Source organism: Gilliamella sp. B3464 (assembly GCF_026536145.1).
Classification (GTDB): domain Bacteria; phylum Pseudomonadota; class Gammaproteobacteria; order Enterobacterales; family Orbaceae; genus Gilliamella.
The window spans coordinates 38,894-53,262 of the sequence record NZ_JAFNOQ010000010.1; the positions used below are offsets into that span (position 1 = coordinate 38,894).

A 14,369-nucleotide genomic window follows, 5' to 3' on the forward strand; every position below is an offset into this window, starting at 1 on the left:
TGGATAAGTTGATAAAAAAGAGGAACAAAACTGTGTTTATTGTTCCTCTAATTTTAAATTGAGAAAAGTGAATATTAAGCAATATCTTTAGCGATATATTTTTGGCTATTATTTTTCATGGATAAATACAAGCCAATTAACGCACCTAAGCCAAACAGCCCTACCACATAAATTGCAGGCGCCATTTTGCTAACAAAATCGCTAAAGAACGATATAAATAAAGGTGTTAATCCTCCGGCAATTGCATAGGCCATATTAAACGAAAATGAAACACCACTATAACGAATTTCAGCAGGAAACACTTTAACCATAAAATAAGCAAACGAGCCAACAATACCAACACCAAAACCAGCTAAAGGATAAGTGATTAATAAAAGATACGGGTTATCTAATGAAAAATAGAAAATTGAAATTATAGCGACAGCAATAAGACAGCCAATAAATAACACTTTACCCATAGCAAATCTATCCATCATCATGCCATAAAAAGTGCAACTCATGATTAGTCCAATAATAGCGAGTATATTACCTTGCAATGCATCAATAGCGGAAAATCCAAACTGCTTTTGCAATAAAATTGGGGTCATTAACATAATAACCATAATACCTGCCGATAATACCCAAGTAAGTAGCATAGATAAAATAGTTTGAGGTAAATACTGAGTTAATACTGTTATAACTGGAATTTTTTTTGCTAATTCTTGTTGCTTTCGTTTTTGTATTTCTAGAAAAATTGGCGTTTCTTTCAACCAACGACGTAAATACATGGCGATTAAACCAAATATCCCGCCAATAATAAATGGAATCCGCCACCCCCAATCACTCATTTGTTCGGGTGAAATGCTTTTATTCATTACAGTTGAAACCAGTGAACCAAGTAAAATGCCCAAACTTAAACCACTAGTTAATATTCCACAAGCTAAGCCAATTTTATTATTGGGAACATGCTCGGCAACAAACGTCCAAGCACCAGGCACCTCCCCGCCCACAGCAAGACCTTGGCACAGTCGCATAATTAATAACAAAATAGGCGCTAAAATGCCAATATTAGTATAAGTCGGTAAACAACCAATGAATAGTGTAGGTAATGCCATTAAAAGAATGCTTAACGTAAACATCCGTTTGCGACCAAATAAATCGCCAAAATGTGCCATAACAATGCCACCAAATGGACGAATTAAATAGCCTGCCGCAAAAATCCCAAATGTTTGCACTTGACTTAACCATGCTGGCATATCATCCGGAAAAAAAAGATGGCTAATAATAATGGAAAAAAAGACAAATATAATAAAATCATAAAACTCTAATGCACCACCTAGTGCTGATAAAGCCAAAGTTTTATAGTCTTGATTGTTTAAGGTTCGAGTTGGCGTCGCGTTTTGTGCGTATGACATGATTATCCTTGTAAAGTATATTTTACACATAGTCTATTATTGTGTACTAATATACCTCAACACAATTTTTTTGGAAGAAAAATATCAAATAATACGCCAATTTACATTGTATAACGCTTAAAACTAACTTGTGCATATTGCTCTTTTATTGTCCTGATAAAATGATGATAATAAACTGCAATTTATTAAATTATGTATATAATCTAAACTAGCACTAAATGATTAATAAATCGTCGCGAAAAGAAACTACAATCATAAAATCTTTTTAAATGGAGAGTTATAAAATGGGTATAAAACGTATTTCTCGTGGAAAATTCACTCGCATGCAACAGTTATCAAACCAAGATGGCGTTATTGCGGCACTAGCAATCGACCAACGTGGTTCAATGGTAAAAATGATGGAAGCGGCTGTTGGTAAAGATCGTTATAATGTTGAAATGGTCTATGAATTTAAAGAACTTGTTTCACAAGAATTAACAAAATATGTGAGTGCAATTTTGTTAGATGAAGAATATGGCTTTAAAGGTATGGCTAAAAAAAATAAGGATGCGGGATTAATCATTTCTTATGAGAAAACCGGTTATGATGCAAACACGCCTGGCCGTTTACCTGATGTTTTACCTGAAGACTCTCTACAACGATTATTGAAAAAAGGGGCTGATGCAGCAAAAGTATTAGTTTATTATAATCCCGATGATCCTAAAGATATTTTAGAGAAAAAACATGCGTTTCTAGAACGTGTTGGTACAGAAGCCAGAGCTGCCGATATTCCATTATTTGTCGAACCAATTGTCTATGATAATGTCGTGACCGATGATAAAAGCCCTGAGTTTGCCAAAATAAAACCACAAAAAGTGATTAACACCATTAAAGAATTCACTAAAAACCAATATTTCATTGATGTACTTAAAGTTGAAGTACCCGTGTTGTTTAAAAATGTAGAAGGATTTAATGATAACAACGTAGTTGTCTATACTCAAAAACAAGCTGCCGATTATTTTAAACAAGCTAGCGATGCGGCAACTCGTCCATTTATCTATTTAAGTGCGGGCGTACCAACAAAAACGTTCCATCAAGAATTAATTTTTGCTGGTGAGAATGGCGCTAAATATAGTGGTATTTTAGGTGGTCGTGCAACATGGTTTGAAGGCGTTGCGGCTTATGCTAAAGACGGTAAAGAGGGTTTAAAACGCTGGTTAGATCAAACTGGTCGTGAAAATGTTGAGCACCTTAACAAAATTTTAAAACAATACGCTACACCTTGGTATGATATCTATGGTGGTAAAGACAGTATTGAAGTAATTGATCTAAAATTAGGTGACTAATGTAAATCAATAAATTAACACTCATCACCTAAACGTGATGAGTGAATTAATGAAAGAACAAAATTGATAGTGATATTCTTCAACCTCTCGTTAAATATCTTCCCTGTTACCAAACTCAGTCAAAATGCCTCATGCTATCGTACTCACTTAGTGATTGATTAAATTGCGCGATCAAAAAATAGATCAACCTGACTCAATTTAGCCATTGCCGTTACATAAGCCAACGTTTTTGGTGGAAAAGATAGATCTTTTACACAGGTTAAATTACGTAATACTGGAAATAGACAAATATCATCTAAAGACAATTGACCATTACACGCTTGTGGTGAAACAATCAAAGGATCTAGTTGGTCAAGCAACTGGGAAACAGCTAAAACCAGTGAACTTGTTTGCGCTAAACATTCATCAAATGATCCCATCTTTTTAGCTTTACTTGCGACAAAACTCTCAATGGCACTTTGTGTAGCAAACTCAGCTAAACCCAGTTTAATATAACGCGGACACTCTAATTTATAATCATACTGCTGTATGTTTTTTATTATCTCGGCAATTTTCGCTGATTTAGAACCAATCAATATAGGGCTATCGCCATAATTATTATCAACATAATCAACAATATCTAAACTTTCAGGCATATAACTACCATCATCTTTTTGTAAAATTGGCACCATTTTTTCACCAATCATACTTTCAGGTGATTTGTTATCATCACTCAAAAATACTTCTAATTTAACTGGTATGTGTTTTAAACCAAAAATCATTCTTGCTCTGGCGCAAAAAGGACAATGTTCATAAATATACAGCTTCATGTTTTTCTCCTCAAACAATCAACTACCCATAAAAATAAGGCTGAACCTAAAAACAATAAAAAAACCATACCAACAGCAAACAACGCTTTCGGATAGCCTATTTTCACAACATTAATAAAAGGATAAGGATATAAATTAGTATAGTATCCTCTGACAAAAATATATATGCCATAAGCTAACATACAGACTAATGAACCCATTATCACTCGAAAATTAATGCGTCGAAACGGTCCCCAAATTAACCAACTCAAAACACCGAGTAACGGTATAACAACATGTAAACTTTCATTGGTGAATTTTAATAAATCATTTGGCGGTTTATGAATAGCGCGTAACATTAAGTTATAAACGATAGAAGTGATTATCACGCCTACTAGCCCATTTAACCGAATAATTTTAAAGCTAAAACGATGGCAACTAGGATTAAAAAATAGCCATAAACAACTCACCGCCAACATCAAATTCGATAACACAGTAAAAAAACTATAATAAAAAATGATTCGACCAACTGGCGTCGCTGGTTGCCAAGGTTGAAGTTGAGCATGCCAATAAAGATAAGTTTCTATACCAATAACAAAAAAAGCATATAGCCCAATAAAAAGAGGTACAGCGCGTTTTAACATACACATCATCACAAAATAAAATATTAATGCAAATATATATCAGATATTATTAAAAATACAAAAGAGAATCATGTGTTAATTGACTTGCTATAATTAAGTTTGCATAAATCGACCTAAAAAACCATTACCCAATAAATATAACAAGGTACTTTCATTTACATGCCATTACTTGGTCTAAACTGCAACGGTCAGCAAGTTGGTATATAATGACGTAAATAAATTGAATATAGAGATGACCATGAATGTCAAATAAAAGTATTGCGACACAAAGTAAAGTGTTAATTGAACAGTTTTTAGATTCATTATGGCTAGAGCGTAATCTAGCAGAAAACACGATAGAATCTTACAAACTCGATTTGTTTGCACTTAGCCACTCATTACAGCAACAAAATGTCACAATGCTAAGCGCGCAGACCATTAATTTACAAAATTTTTTAATGCAGCGCGTGCAAGATGGTTATAAAGCCAGTAGCTCGGCACGTTTATTAAGTGCAACTAAACGTTTTTTTCAATATTTGTATCAAGAAAATTATCGCACCGATGATCCTTCTGCCGTTTTGTCATCGCCCAAATTACCCAAAAAATTACCTAAAGATTTAACCGAATCACAAGTCGATGCGTTGCTTGAATCGCCCAGTACTGATGACTCTATCGAACTACGCGACAAAGCTATGCTAGAAGTGCTTTATGCAACTGGATTACGGGTTAGTGAATTAGTCAATTTAGAAATCAGTGATGTCAGTTTGCGGCAAGGGGTGATAAGGGTAATTGGTAAAGGTAATAAAGAGCGCTTAGTGCCACTGGGGGAAGAAGCCATTTATTGGTTAGAATACTATTTCAAATATGCCCGTAATGATCTTTTAAAATCTGGGCCGATTGACGTGCTGTTCCCTAGCCGATTAGGTAAAAAAATGACTCGACAGACATTCTGGCATCGAATCAAATATTATGCCATACTAACCGGCATTAATATTGAAGCACTCTCACCCCACGTACTGCGACATGCGTTTGCAACACATTTGCTTAACCATGGTGCAGATTTGCGGGTAGTGCAAATGTTGCTGGGTCATAGTAGCTTATCGACAACGCAAATCTATACCCATGTGGCAACAGAAAGATTAAAACAGTTACACAGTAAGCATCATCCTCGAGCATAATGCTTAAAAAATAAGGATAATTGAATGAAAAAATTAGTTTTAGGTTTAGCATTAATTTCAACATCAGTACTGGCAAGTAATGCTGATATTGCCAAAACACTCGGCAAATTAGGTTATACTGAAAAAGACTTAAAAATTGCCGACAGCCCTGTAAAAGGACTAAAAAGTGTTAATACACCTGATGGTATTTTTTATGTTTCTGATGATGGTAAATATTTAACGCAAGGTCCTTTCTATAACTTAGAAGGTAACGAACCGGTTAACATCGCTAATAGTAACAATGTTAAATTAATCAAATCTATTGAGAAAGATGCAATTGTTTATAAAGCACCAAACGAAAAATATGTTATTTCGGTGTTTACTGACTATACTTGTCATTATTGTAAATTACTGCATGAAAATATTGATAAATATTTAGATGCAGGCATTTCAATCCACTATTTTGCGTTCCCACGTGCGGGAGCGGATAGTGAAGTAGGCAAAAACATGCAATCAATCTGGAGTGTTGCCGATCGTAAAGCTGCTTTTGATAATGCCTATAAAGGTAATACGATTTCACCCGCTAGCAGTATGGTACCTTATGTCACTCAACAATTTAATGTTGGTAAGCAACTCGGTATTAGTGGAACCCCAGCTATTGTTTTAGCTGATGGCCAACTGGTGTCAGGTTATGTCCCGGCTGATAAATTGCTTGATATTTTGAATAAAAAATCTGTTAAATAATTAGTCGTTTATCACAACAATTAATATTCGAACTAACCACTATAACAACTTGTGTTAGCGCTTTAGCGCTAACATTTTAAATATGAATAAAAATAGAATAATACATCGACAATTACCACAAACGCTTCCTGAATTCTCGCAAGATATTCCGCCATTATTGCAACGAGTCTATGCCATGCGAGATATCAAATCAATGCAAGAGCTAGACTATTCTACGCGTAATTTGTGCAATTATGATAAGTTAGATGGAACAACCACTGCTGTTGAAATTCTTTATTCTGCAATAAAAAATAATCAACGTATCATCGTTGTTGGCGATTTTGATACCGATGGAGCCACAAGTACCGCATTAACGGTTACTGCACTAAGAAAGATGGGCTGCCAATTTGTCGATTATATCATCCCAGATCGTTTTGAAGATGGCTACGGCTTAAGTGTAGGTGTTGTTGAAAAAGCAATGTCAAGACACGCAGATCTCATTATCACTGTTGATAACGGTATTGCCGCATTAGAAGCCGTAAAATTTGCCAAGCAAGCTAACTTAACAGTGATTATTACCGATCACCATTTATGCCCTGAACAGTTACCTATTGCAGATGCAATAATTAATCCCAATTTACCTAATTGCACTTTTCCATCTAAACATCTTGCTGGCGTCGGTGTTGCATTCTATTTTATGCTGGCATTAAGAGCTAAATTACGCAAAGAAAATTGGTTCCTTAAGAATAATCTAACCGAGTACAATATCGCCAATCTATTAGATTTAGTCGCTTTAGGTACCATTGCTGACGTTGTCAAACTTGACCATAATAATCGAATATTAGTGCACCAAGGCATGAATAGAATACGATCTGGCTATTGTTGTAATGGCATTAAAGCGCTGTTACATATCGCGAAAAAAGAAGCAATTTCCTTCACAGCGATTGATTTAGCCTACTATGTTGCACCAAGACTCAATGCAGCAGGCAGAATGGATAATATGGCACTAGGTGTTGAACTACTACTCTGTGATGATTTTGACTTAGCAGTTCAGCAAGCAACAGATCTTGATATACTCAATACTGATCGCAAGCTAATTGAACAAACAATGCAGAAAGAAGCATTAGCATATATTCAACAGCTTGAAAAACAAGATACATCCATCCCAAATGCTATTGTCGTTTACCACCCACAGTGGCATCAAGGTATTATCGGTATTTTATCGGCACGATTAAAAGATAAATATTATCGCCCGGTTATCTCCTTTGCTTCAACCCAAGATGGGCATTTAAAAGGTTCAGGCAGATCAATTCCAGGTGTTCACTTACGTGATGTACTTGATGAACTGGATCAAAAACACCCGAACTTAATCGTGAGTTTTGGTGGTCATGCAATGGCGGTTGGTTTAACGATTCGTGAACAAGACATCGAGCTATTTAGAGACAGTTTTGAAACGCTATTAAATGACAAATTAAGTGATGAGGTATTACAACCAACAATAGAAACTGATGGTGAGATCGATGGACAAGATTTTAATTATGCAATAGCTTTGCAATTGAAAGAGGGAGGACCTTGGGGTGAGGGGTTTGATGAACCTATTTTTGATGGGGAATTTATTATCCATCAGCAACGCCTATTTGCAGAAAAACACCTTAGATTAGTGTTAGAACCCCAAAATGGTGGTAGTCTGATAGAAGGCATATTATTTAATGCTAATTTGCAACAATGGCCGGATCAATCAATAAAAAAAGTCAAAATTGTTTACCATTTAGTTGTAGATGATTTTCGAGGTAATCAGGCGGCAAAGTTAATGATTCGATATATATGGCCTATCGCATAACGATTTAAAATCGTCTATAATAAACTTTACCTATCGGTGTTGAATCTCATTACCATTCAAAACGACTATAGTGATAAACAATTATTATCATCGATATATTTTATAAAAGTTAAGGATTAAAAATGCGTATTCATATTCTAGGGATTTGTGGCACATTTATGGCAGGAATTGCTTTGATAGCCCGATCACTAGGCCATAAAGTTACTGGTTCAGACAAAAATGTTTACCCACCCATGAGTACTCTCTTACAAAAAGAAAATATAGAGATTATTGAAGGGTACGACCCAGTACAACTCACACCTACACCAGATTTAGTTATTATTGGTAACGCTTTATCAAGGGGTAATCCTTGTATTGAATATATTCTTGATAACAATATCCCTTATATTTCTGCACCACAGTGGCTGCACGATAACGTTTTATGCAACCGTTGGGTCATAGCCGTTGCCGGTACTCATGGTAAAACAACAACAGCAGGTATGGTTAACTGGATTTTAGAAAAGCAAGGTTATAATCAAGGCTTTGTTATTGGTGGTGTACCGGGTAATTTTGATGTATCAGCAAGACTGGGGGAAGGCAACTTTTTTGTTATTGAAGCCGATGAATATGATTGTTCTTTTTTTGATAAACGTTCTAAATTCATGCATTATTGTCCTAAAACCTTGATAATGAATAATTTAGAATTTGATCATGCCGATATCTTTGATGATCTTAGTGCAATTCAAAGACAATTTCATCATTTAGTGCGCTTAGTACCCAGTAAAGGGCTTATCATTTCACCACAAGACGATGTCAACTTAAAACAAGTACTCGCTAAAGGCTGTTGGAGTGAACAAACATTTACTGAATCTGAAAATGGCTGGCTTGCACAACGCATTAATAATGATGCAAGTCATTTTGCGGTTTATTTTAATAATCAAAAAGTCGGTGAAGTGCAATATTCACTTGTTGGCGAACATAATATGCATAATGCATTAATGGCGATTGCAGCTGCGCATAATGTCGGAATTGCACCTGCTGATGCATGCGAGGCATTAAGCACTTTTGTTAACGCTAAAAGACGCTTAGAGCTGTATGGAGAAGTCAATAATATCGAAATATATGATGATTTTGCCCATCATCCAACAGCAATATTGGCTACATTAGAAGCATTACGTAGCAAAATTGGGGCTAATCGTCGAATATTAGCCGTACTTGAGCCGCGATCAAATACCATGAAATTGGGTGTATCAAAAGATGAATTAGCACCTTCACTAGGACGAGCTGACGAAATTTTCATCTTTCAACCTGAACATTTACCTTGGTTAGTTGCAGATGTGGTTGATGCCTGCATCCAGCCTGCACATTGGTCTGGGGATATCGATCTATTAGTTGAGATGATCAGCAAATCAGCTAAACCGACTGATGCAATTTTGATTATGAGCAATGGTGGTTTTAGTGGCATCCATAAAAAAATTCTAGAAAGTTTAGAAAGGCAGCAACTCAAAGATCAGCAAGAAGAACAATTATTGATCTAAAACAGAAATTAGATTAACTCACCATAATAATTTAGCCACATAATGTGGCTATTTTTTAAAGGCAAGACGGAGGCAGTATGCAATACTTGGTCACCTCATCTGAAATGAAACAATTCGATACTTATACAACTTCGGATGTGGGCTTACCCCCATTGGTACTTATGGAACGCGCTGCCCTTGCTGTTATCAAACAACTTAAATCTGGTGAATTTGATTTAAACAAAGTTGCGCTCCTATGTGGTTATGGTAATAATGGCGGAGACGGTATTGCCGTTGCTCGGCTACTCAAATTACAACAAATTGATGTTGTTATCTATTTAGTCGGTAATGCTGATAATGCTTCGACCGAAACATTACAACAAATCAAAATAGCTCAGCACTATCAAATCCCTATCATGATATCGTTACCTGATTCACTTTCATCTTATACAACAGTTGTGGATGCCATTTTTGGTATTGGCCTTAATCGAGATGTTAGTGGTGATTTTTTGCGAGCGATTGAGCTGATTAATCAAAGTCATGGCGATATACTCGCTATTGATATCCCTTCCGGCGTGTGTGCTAACACCGGTAAAATATTAGGTGCTGCGGTAAACGCGAAACAGACAGTAACGTTTGCCTATGCTAAGCTCGGATTATCTTTTTATCCTGGCATTGAACTAGCCGGCAAAATAACCATTGCCGATATTGGCATTTATGCTGACAAACCAGCAGCGCATTATACCTTTGAGCAAGATGATCTGGATAACTTGTTACCTGTGCGAGCAAATGATTCCCATAAAGGCTCTTATGGTAGAGTATTGACCATAGCCGGTTCGCAAAACATGTCCGGTGCCGCTTACTTTTCGGCTAAAGCCGCCTATCGAGCTGGTGCTGGGTTAGTACGTATTTACACACCAAGTTGTAATAGCGGTATTTTATTATCTCAACTCCCCGAAGCATTATTATCGCCTTTTACGCCGAATCAAGTTAATTTTACTGAACTTGAAACAGGGATAAATTGGGCATCAGTAATTGTTATCGGTCCCGGTATGGGGATATCTGATGATACTTATAAGATTTTATCTTATGTTGTTCACCATGCAACCGTACCAATAATTATTGATGCTGACGGGCTTAATGTTTTATCGCAAGATTTGTCATTACTTGAACAGGCAAAATCAACCCTTATTCTTACGCCACATTTAGGTGAAATGGCGAACTTAACAAAGCTACCTATCGATAAGATTAAAAATAATTTAATCGCAACAGCAAAAGCATTTTCGCAACAACACAATGTCATTTGTGTGCTTAAAGATGCTAAGACCGTCGTTGCCCACCCTAACAAACCAACCTATATTAATCAATCAGGCAATAATGGTATGGCAACTGCTGGATCAGGTGATGTGTTAACTGGTATTATAGCTGGACTCATTGCCGGTCACTTACCCGCAGCTCAAGCAGCCCCAGTAAGTGTTTACTTGCATGGTTTGGCTGGTAATAAGGCAGCTGAAAAATTAAATAAATACAGTTTATTAGCTTCTGATATCATCGAAGGTTTAACACATATACTACCCAATTAACCCCGATACAATAGGCTCAAAACTCAATGCATTATGTTTATATTGAGGATCACGCATGAATCAAACAACTGAAATTGTTGCAATGTTATGTCGCAGAATTAAATTGGCAAGAATTGAAAAAAATTTATCTCAACAAGAACTTGCTCAAAAATCTGAACTTGGCATAGCAACAATTAAACGTATAGAAAATGGTGAATCCATTACTTTACATACACTAATAAACGTTCTACGAGGATTAGACGAACTTGATCAACTCAATAATTTACTCGCCTACAATGAACTAATGCATAGCACATCAACCAATCAAGCCAAACGAAAAAGAAAGTTACGTTCAATAAAAAGTGAAAAAGTCGATATGCTGGTTAATAATGACTTTTTACGTTCCAAGGCGAATACCATGCGCTGGAAATATTAACTTTGATCGCTTCAATTCACCAAATGACTAGTCGGCAAATTGAAGGATTAATCTATCGCAGTTAACGGCGAATTAATTACAGTAAACGGTAATTGCCAGCCCGCCTCGTGATGTTTCACGATATTTAGCATTCATGTCTTTACCGGTTTCATACATTGTTTCAATCACCTTATCAAGCGACACTTTGGCAACTGTTGTGCGCCTTAACGCCATTCGAGTCGCATTAATTGCTTTAACCGAGGCAATTGCATTACGCTCAATACACGGCACTTGTACCTGCCCAGCAACCGGATCGCAAGTCAAACCTAAATTATGTTCCATGGCAATCTCAGCGGCCATACAAACTTGCTGTGGATTTCCACCTAAAAGCTCGGCAAGACCAGCAGCAGCCATTGAACAAGCAACACCCACTTCACCTTGGCAACCGACTTCTGCTCCCGATATTGAGGCATTTTTTTGGTAAAGTTGCCCTATTGCTCCGCAAGTTAAAAAGAAACGCATTGAGATTTCAGGCGTAACAGGATTAATAAACTTATCATAATAGGCAAGAACAGCAGGAATAATCCCACATGCACCATTAGTTGGCGCTGTTACCACCCGTCCACCAGCAGCATTCTCTTCACTCACCGCTAAGGCAAACATATTGACCCAATCAATAATCACCATAGGATCGCTAATAATATTATCTTTAGTGGTCGATAATTGACGGTATAGCGAAAACGCACGACGTGGCACTTTAAGTGGACCTGGTAATAGCCCCTCGGTATTCATTCCCCGTTTTATACAATCTAAAATGGTTTGCCCGACATGATGAAAATAGTTTTCAATCTCTTCATAAGAGTGCAGTTCCAGCTCGTTTTTCATCATAATACTGGAAATGGATAACGAATTATCTTCACACGATTTTAATAGCTGCGCAGCAGTCGAGAATGGGTAAGGCAATAAAACTGGATTTTGATCTTGTTGACCAAATTGTGCTTCTTCAACAATTTTGCCACCACCAACAGAGTAATAAGTTTTTTGCAACAGCAAATCATCACCATGATAAGCGCTGAGTGTCATACCATTTTCATGCAATGGTAAAAACTTAGAGTGAAAAATCATACACTCAGCTAGCGGAAAATCAATTTCATAACGATTGTTATAAATCGGTAATCGATTAGTCTGGCTAATTTTTTCAATAAATATCGGGATGTTATCAATATTTACGGTATCGGGTTTTTCACCTGCCAGTCCCATAATAATGGCAATATCGGTTTGATGTCCCTTACCTGTTAATGATAATGAACCATAAACGTCCGCTACAATTCTTGTCACAGACGGCATCAACCCTTTACTTATCAGCTCATCGACAAATGCTTTTCCGGCTCGCATTGGTCCGACTGTATGTGAACTTGACGGCCCAATACCGATTTTAAATATTTCAAATACCGAACTCATATTTTTCCCTTTTCAAAACTCAATGTAACTAAACCACATTGATAGATACTTTATAGATTACTCAATCAAATTAGATAATAAATATCTGTGTTAAACGTTTAACAACCAGCAATTAGGGCAACGCGCCTAATCCTTAAAATGAAAATCAAGATTGATTAAAAACACAACTGATATCAACTCGAAAAATATTGATCCGCCTATTAACCTAAGCGGATTTTTTCTTTAGATGGTCATCATAACGGATAAATTCAAGCTTAAAGCAAATTATAAATAGCTGCTGAAATAGCAATCAATCCCATAATGACAATAAACACATTGCTTAATTTGCCACGATACTTAGCTAATGCCGGTAATTTGTGAATTGCATACATTGGCATTAAAAACAGAAGTATTGCTAAAATTGGTCCTCCCAATGATTCAATTAAACCTAAAATACTTGGATTGAGTGTTGCTATTCCCCAAGCAGTGATAAACATAAAACCAATGGCAATTTTATCTAATTTTGCTGGTGAAATTGTTTTATCACAGCTACGTAGTAATTTATTCACCACCCCATTAAAGCCCTCTTTACCCCCTAAATAGTGCCCTAAAAATGATTTAGCCATTGCAATAAACGCAATTGGAGGACCAATATACTCAATCACAGGTGAATTAAATCGGTTTGCCAAATAAGATAATGTCGAAATATTTTGTGCTTTTGCATCCAATAACTCAGCAGGGGTCAAACATAGTGCACAACTAAACACAAAAAACATGACAGTAACGACCATCATTATATTACTTGCTGCAATAATTCTAGAGCATTTTTGTTCAGCATAAACATCGCCATACTCTTTGCGTTTAGCAACAGCTAAAGAAGAGATAATTGGAGAGTGATTAAATGCAAACACCATAACCGGAATAACCAACCACAGCGTCATTAAAATACTTTGACTTCCTTCACTGCCAGCACTGGTGAGTGAAACGTTGGAAAAAATCTCACCATTCCATTCCGGAATTAGAAATAACGCTAAAATCATCAGTACAGCAATAAACGGAAACACCAAAATCGACATCACTTTGACAATCAGCTCTTCACCAAAGTGAACAATCGACATTAAAAAAGCGACCAATATAAAGGATAATAACGCCCTAGGTATCGATGCCATGCCTAATTGATGTACCATAAAGCTATCAACGGTATTGGTGATCCCAACACTATAAACCAATAAAATGGGGTAGATAGCAAAAAAATAGAGCACCGTGATAAAGTTTCCGGCAGTTCGTCCAAATGCCTCTTCAACAACAACGGTGATATCGCCTTCAGGTTTTTTACCCGATAAAACAAATCGACATAATGCTTGATGGGCAAAAAATGTCATCGGAAAGGCAAGCACTAACATTACTAATAATGGAATTAACCCCCCAACACCTGCATTTATCGGTAAAAACAGTACGCCTGCACCGATTGCTGTTCCATACAGACTCAGCATCCATAACGTATCACTTTTACGCCACTTGGGTAATTTTGCCTCACTTTTTACCTCACTAGCTTTTTTATTGGCTATGGCACTATCCATATTACTATTCTCCTATACCTAAAAAT

At 36.5% G+C, this 14,369-nt stretch carries 12 protein-coding genes; 7 read left to right on the forward strand and 5 right to left on the reverse strand.

Going from position 1 to position 14,369, the window contains the following annotated elements:
- Positions 1-74: 74 nt before the first annotated feature.
- Positions 75-1,394 (reverse strand): MFS transporter, encoded by a 1,320-nt coding sequence (locus tag J3U57_RS10445; RefSeq protein ID WP_267344671.1) that lies wholly within the window; start codon positions 1,392-1,394, stop codon positions 75-77.
- A gap of 290 nt (positions 1,395-1,684) precedes the next feature.
- On the opposite strand from J3U57_RS10445, the gene J3U57_RS10450 reads away from it, so the two are divergent.
- Positions 1,685-2,719 (forward strand): tagatose 1,6-diphosphate aldolase, encoded by a 1,035-nt coding sequence (locus tag J3U57_RS10450; RefSeq protein ID WP_176700959.1) that lies wholly within the window; start codon positions 1,685-1,687, stop codon positions 2,717-2,719.
- A gap of 158 nt (positions 2,720-2,877) precedes the next feature.
- Here J3U57_RS10450 and grxB read toward each other — a convergent pair whose 3' ends face one another.
- Positions 2,878-3,528 carry a glutaredoxin 2 gene (gene grxB / locus J3U57_RS10455; protein WP_267344673.1) on the reverse strand — a complete coding sequence of 217 codons (651 nt, stop codon included), beginning with the start codon at positions 3,526-3,528 and terminating at the stop codon, positions 2,878-2,880.
- The gene (locus J3U57_RS10460; RefSeq protein ID WP_267334308.1) at positions 3,525-4,151 is read right to left on the reverse strand and encodes a Pr6Pr family membrane protein; all 627 of its coding nucleotides are present in this window, start codon (positions 4,149-4,151) and stop codon (positions 3,525-3,527) included. The genes grxB and J3U57_RS10460 overlap by 4 nt, the downstream gene beginning before the upstream one ends.
- Before the next feature lie 242 nt (positions 4,152-4,393).
- Here J3U57_RS10460 and xerD point away from each other — a divergent pair, with 242 nt between their 5' ends.
- The 6 genes from xerD (at position 4,394) to J3U57_RS10490 (ending at position 11,344) form a co-directional block, all read left to right on the forward strand.
- Entirely contained in the window at positions 4,394-5,308 is a 915-nt protein-coding gene (gene xerD, locus J3U57_RS10465; RefSeq protein WP_267344675.1) for a site-specific tyrosine recombinase XerD, read from the forward strand.
- A 24-nt stretch (positions 5,309-5,332) separates the two neighbouring features.
- Positions 5,333-6,031, forward strand: coding sequence for a bifunctional protein-disulfide isomerase/oxidoreductase DsbC (dsbC, locus tag J3U57_RS10470; RefSeq protein ID WP_267334306.1), 699 nt, complete (start codon positions 5,333-5,335; stop codon positions 6,029-6,031).
- An 82-nt stretch (positions 6,032-6,113) separates the two neighbouring features.
- Positions 6,114-7,850: a single-stranded-DNA-specific exonuclease RecJ gene (recJ, locus tag J3U57_RS10475; protein ID WP_267344676.1), complete on the forward strand. Its 1,737-nt coding sequence runs from the start codon at positions 6,114-6,116 to the stop codon at positions 7,848-7,850.
- Between the two features lie 122 nt (positions 7,851-7,972).
- On the forward strand, positions 7,973-9,367 hold the full coding sequence (gene mpl, locus J3U57_RS10480; RefSeq protein WP_267334304.1) for a UDP-N-acetylmuramate:L-alanyl-gamma-D-glutamyl-meso-diaminopimelate ligase: 1,395 nt from the start codon (positions 7,973-7,975) through the stop codon (positions 9,365-9,367).
- Positions 9,368-9,444: 77 nt separating this feature from the next.
- Positions 9,445-10,929, forward strand: coding sequence for an NAD(P)H-hydrate dehydratase (locus tag J3U57_RS10485; RefSeq protein ID WP_267344678.1), 1,485 nt, complete (start codon positions 9,445-9,447; stop codon positions 10,927-10,929).
- A gap of 55 nt (positions 10,930-10,984) precedes the next feature.
- Positions 10,985-11,344, forward strand: a complete 360-nt coding sequence (locus J3U57_RS10490) for a helix-turn-helix domain-containing protein (protein WP_267334302.1) — start codon at positions 10,985-10,987, stop codon at positions 11,342-11,344.
- Between the two features lie 72 nt (positions 11,345-11,416).
- Here J3U57_RS10490 and J3U57_RS10495 read toward each other — a convergent pair whose 3' ends face one another.
- A complete protein-coding gene (locus J3U57_RS10495) occupies positions 11,417-12,784 on the reverse strand; it encodes an L-serine ammonia-lyase (RefSeq protein WP_267334301.1) in 1,368 nt (455 codons plus the stop codon).
- Between the two features lie 254 nt (positions 12,785-13,038).
- Positions 13,039-14,343 carry a serine/threonine transporter gene (locus J3U57_RS10500; RefSeq protein ID WP_267334300.1) on the reverse strand — a complete coding sequence of 435 codons (1,305 nt, stop codon included), beginning with the start codon at positions 14,341-14,343 and terminating at the stop codon, positions 13,039-13,041.
- Positions 14,344-14,369: the final 26 nt, after the last annotated feature.

Excerpts from the sequence above, each read along its gene's own strand:
- J3U57_RS10445 (WP_267344671.1), bottom strand. The coding sequence starts at position 1,394 with ATGTCATACGCACAAAACGCGACGCCAACTCGAACCTTAAACAATCAA.
- grxB (WP_267344673.1), bottom strand. The coding sequence starts at position 3,528 with ATGAAGCTGTATATTTATGAACATTGTCCTTTTTGCGCCAGAGCAAGA.
- J3U57_RS10460 (WP_267334308.1), bottom strand. The coding sequence starts at position 4,151 with ATGTTAAAACGCGCTGTACCTCTTTTTATTGGGCTATATGCTTTTTTT.
- xerD (WP_267344675.1), top strand. The coding sequence starts at position 4,394 with ATGTCAAATAAAAGTATTGCGACACAAAGTAAAGTGTTAATTGAACAG.
- dsbC (WP_267334306.1), top strand. The coding sequence starts at position 5,333 with ATGAAAAAATTAGTTTTAGGTTTAGCATTAATTTCAACATCAGTACTG.
- recJ (WP_267344676.1), top strand. The coding sequence starts at position 6,114 with ATGAATAAAAATAGAATAATACATCGACAATTACCACAAACGCTTCCT.
- mpl (WP_267334304.1), top strand. The coding sequence starts at position 7,973 with ATGCGTATTCATATTCTAGGGATTTGTGGCACATTTATGGCAGGAATT.
- J3U57_RS10485 (WP_267344678.1), top strand. The coding sequence starts at position 9,445 with ATGCAATACTTGGTCACCTCATCTGAAATGAAACAATTCGATACTTAT.
- J3U57_RS10490 (WP_267334302.1), top strand. The coding sequence starts at position 10,985 with ATGAATCAAACAACTGAAATTGTTGCAATGTTATGTCGCAGAATTAAA.
- J3U57_RS10495 (WP_267334301.1), bottom strand. The coding sequence starts at position 12,784 with ATGAGTTCGGTATTTGAAATATTTAAAATCGGTATTGGGCCGTCAAGT.
- J3U57_RS10500 (WP_267334300.1), bottom strand. The coding sequence starts at position 14,343 with ATGGATAGTGCCATAGCCAATAAAAAAGCTAGTGAGGTAAAAAGTGAG.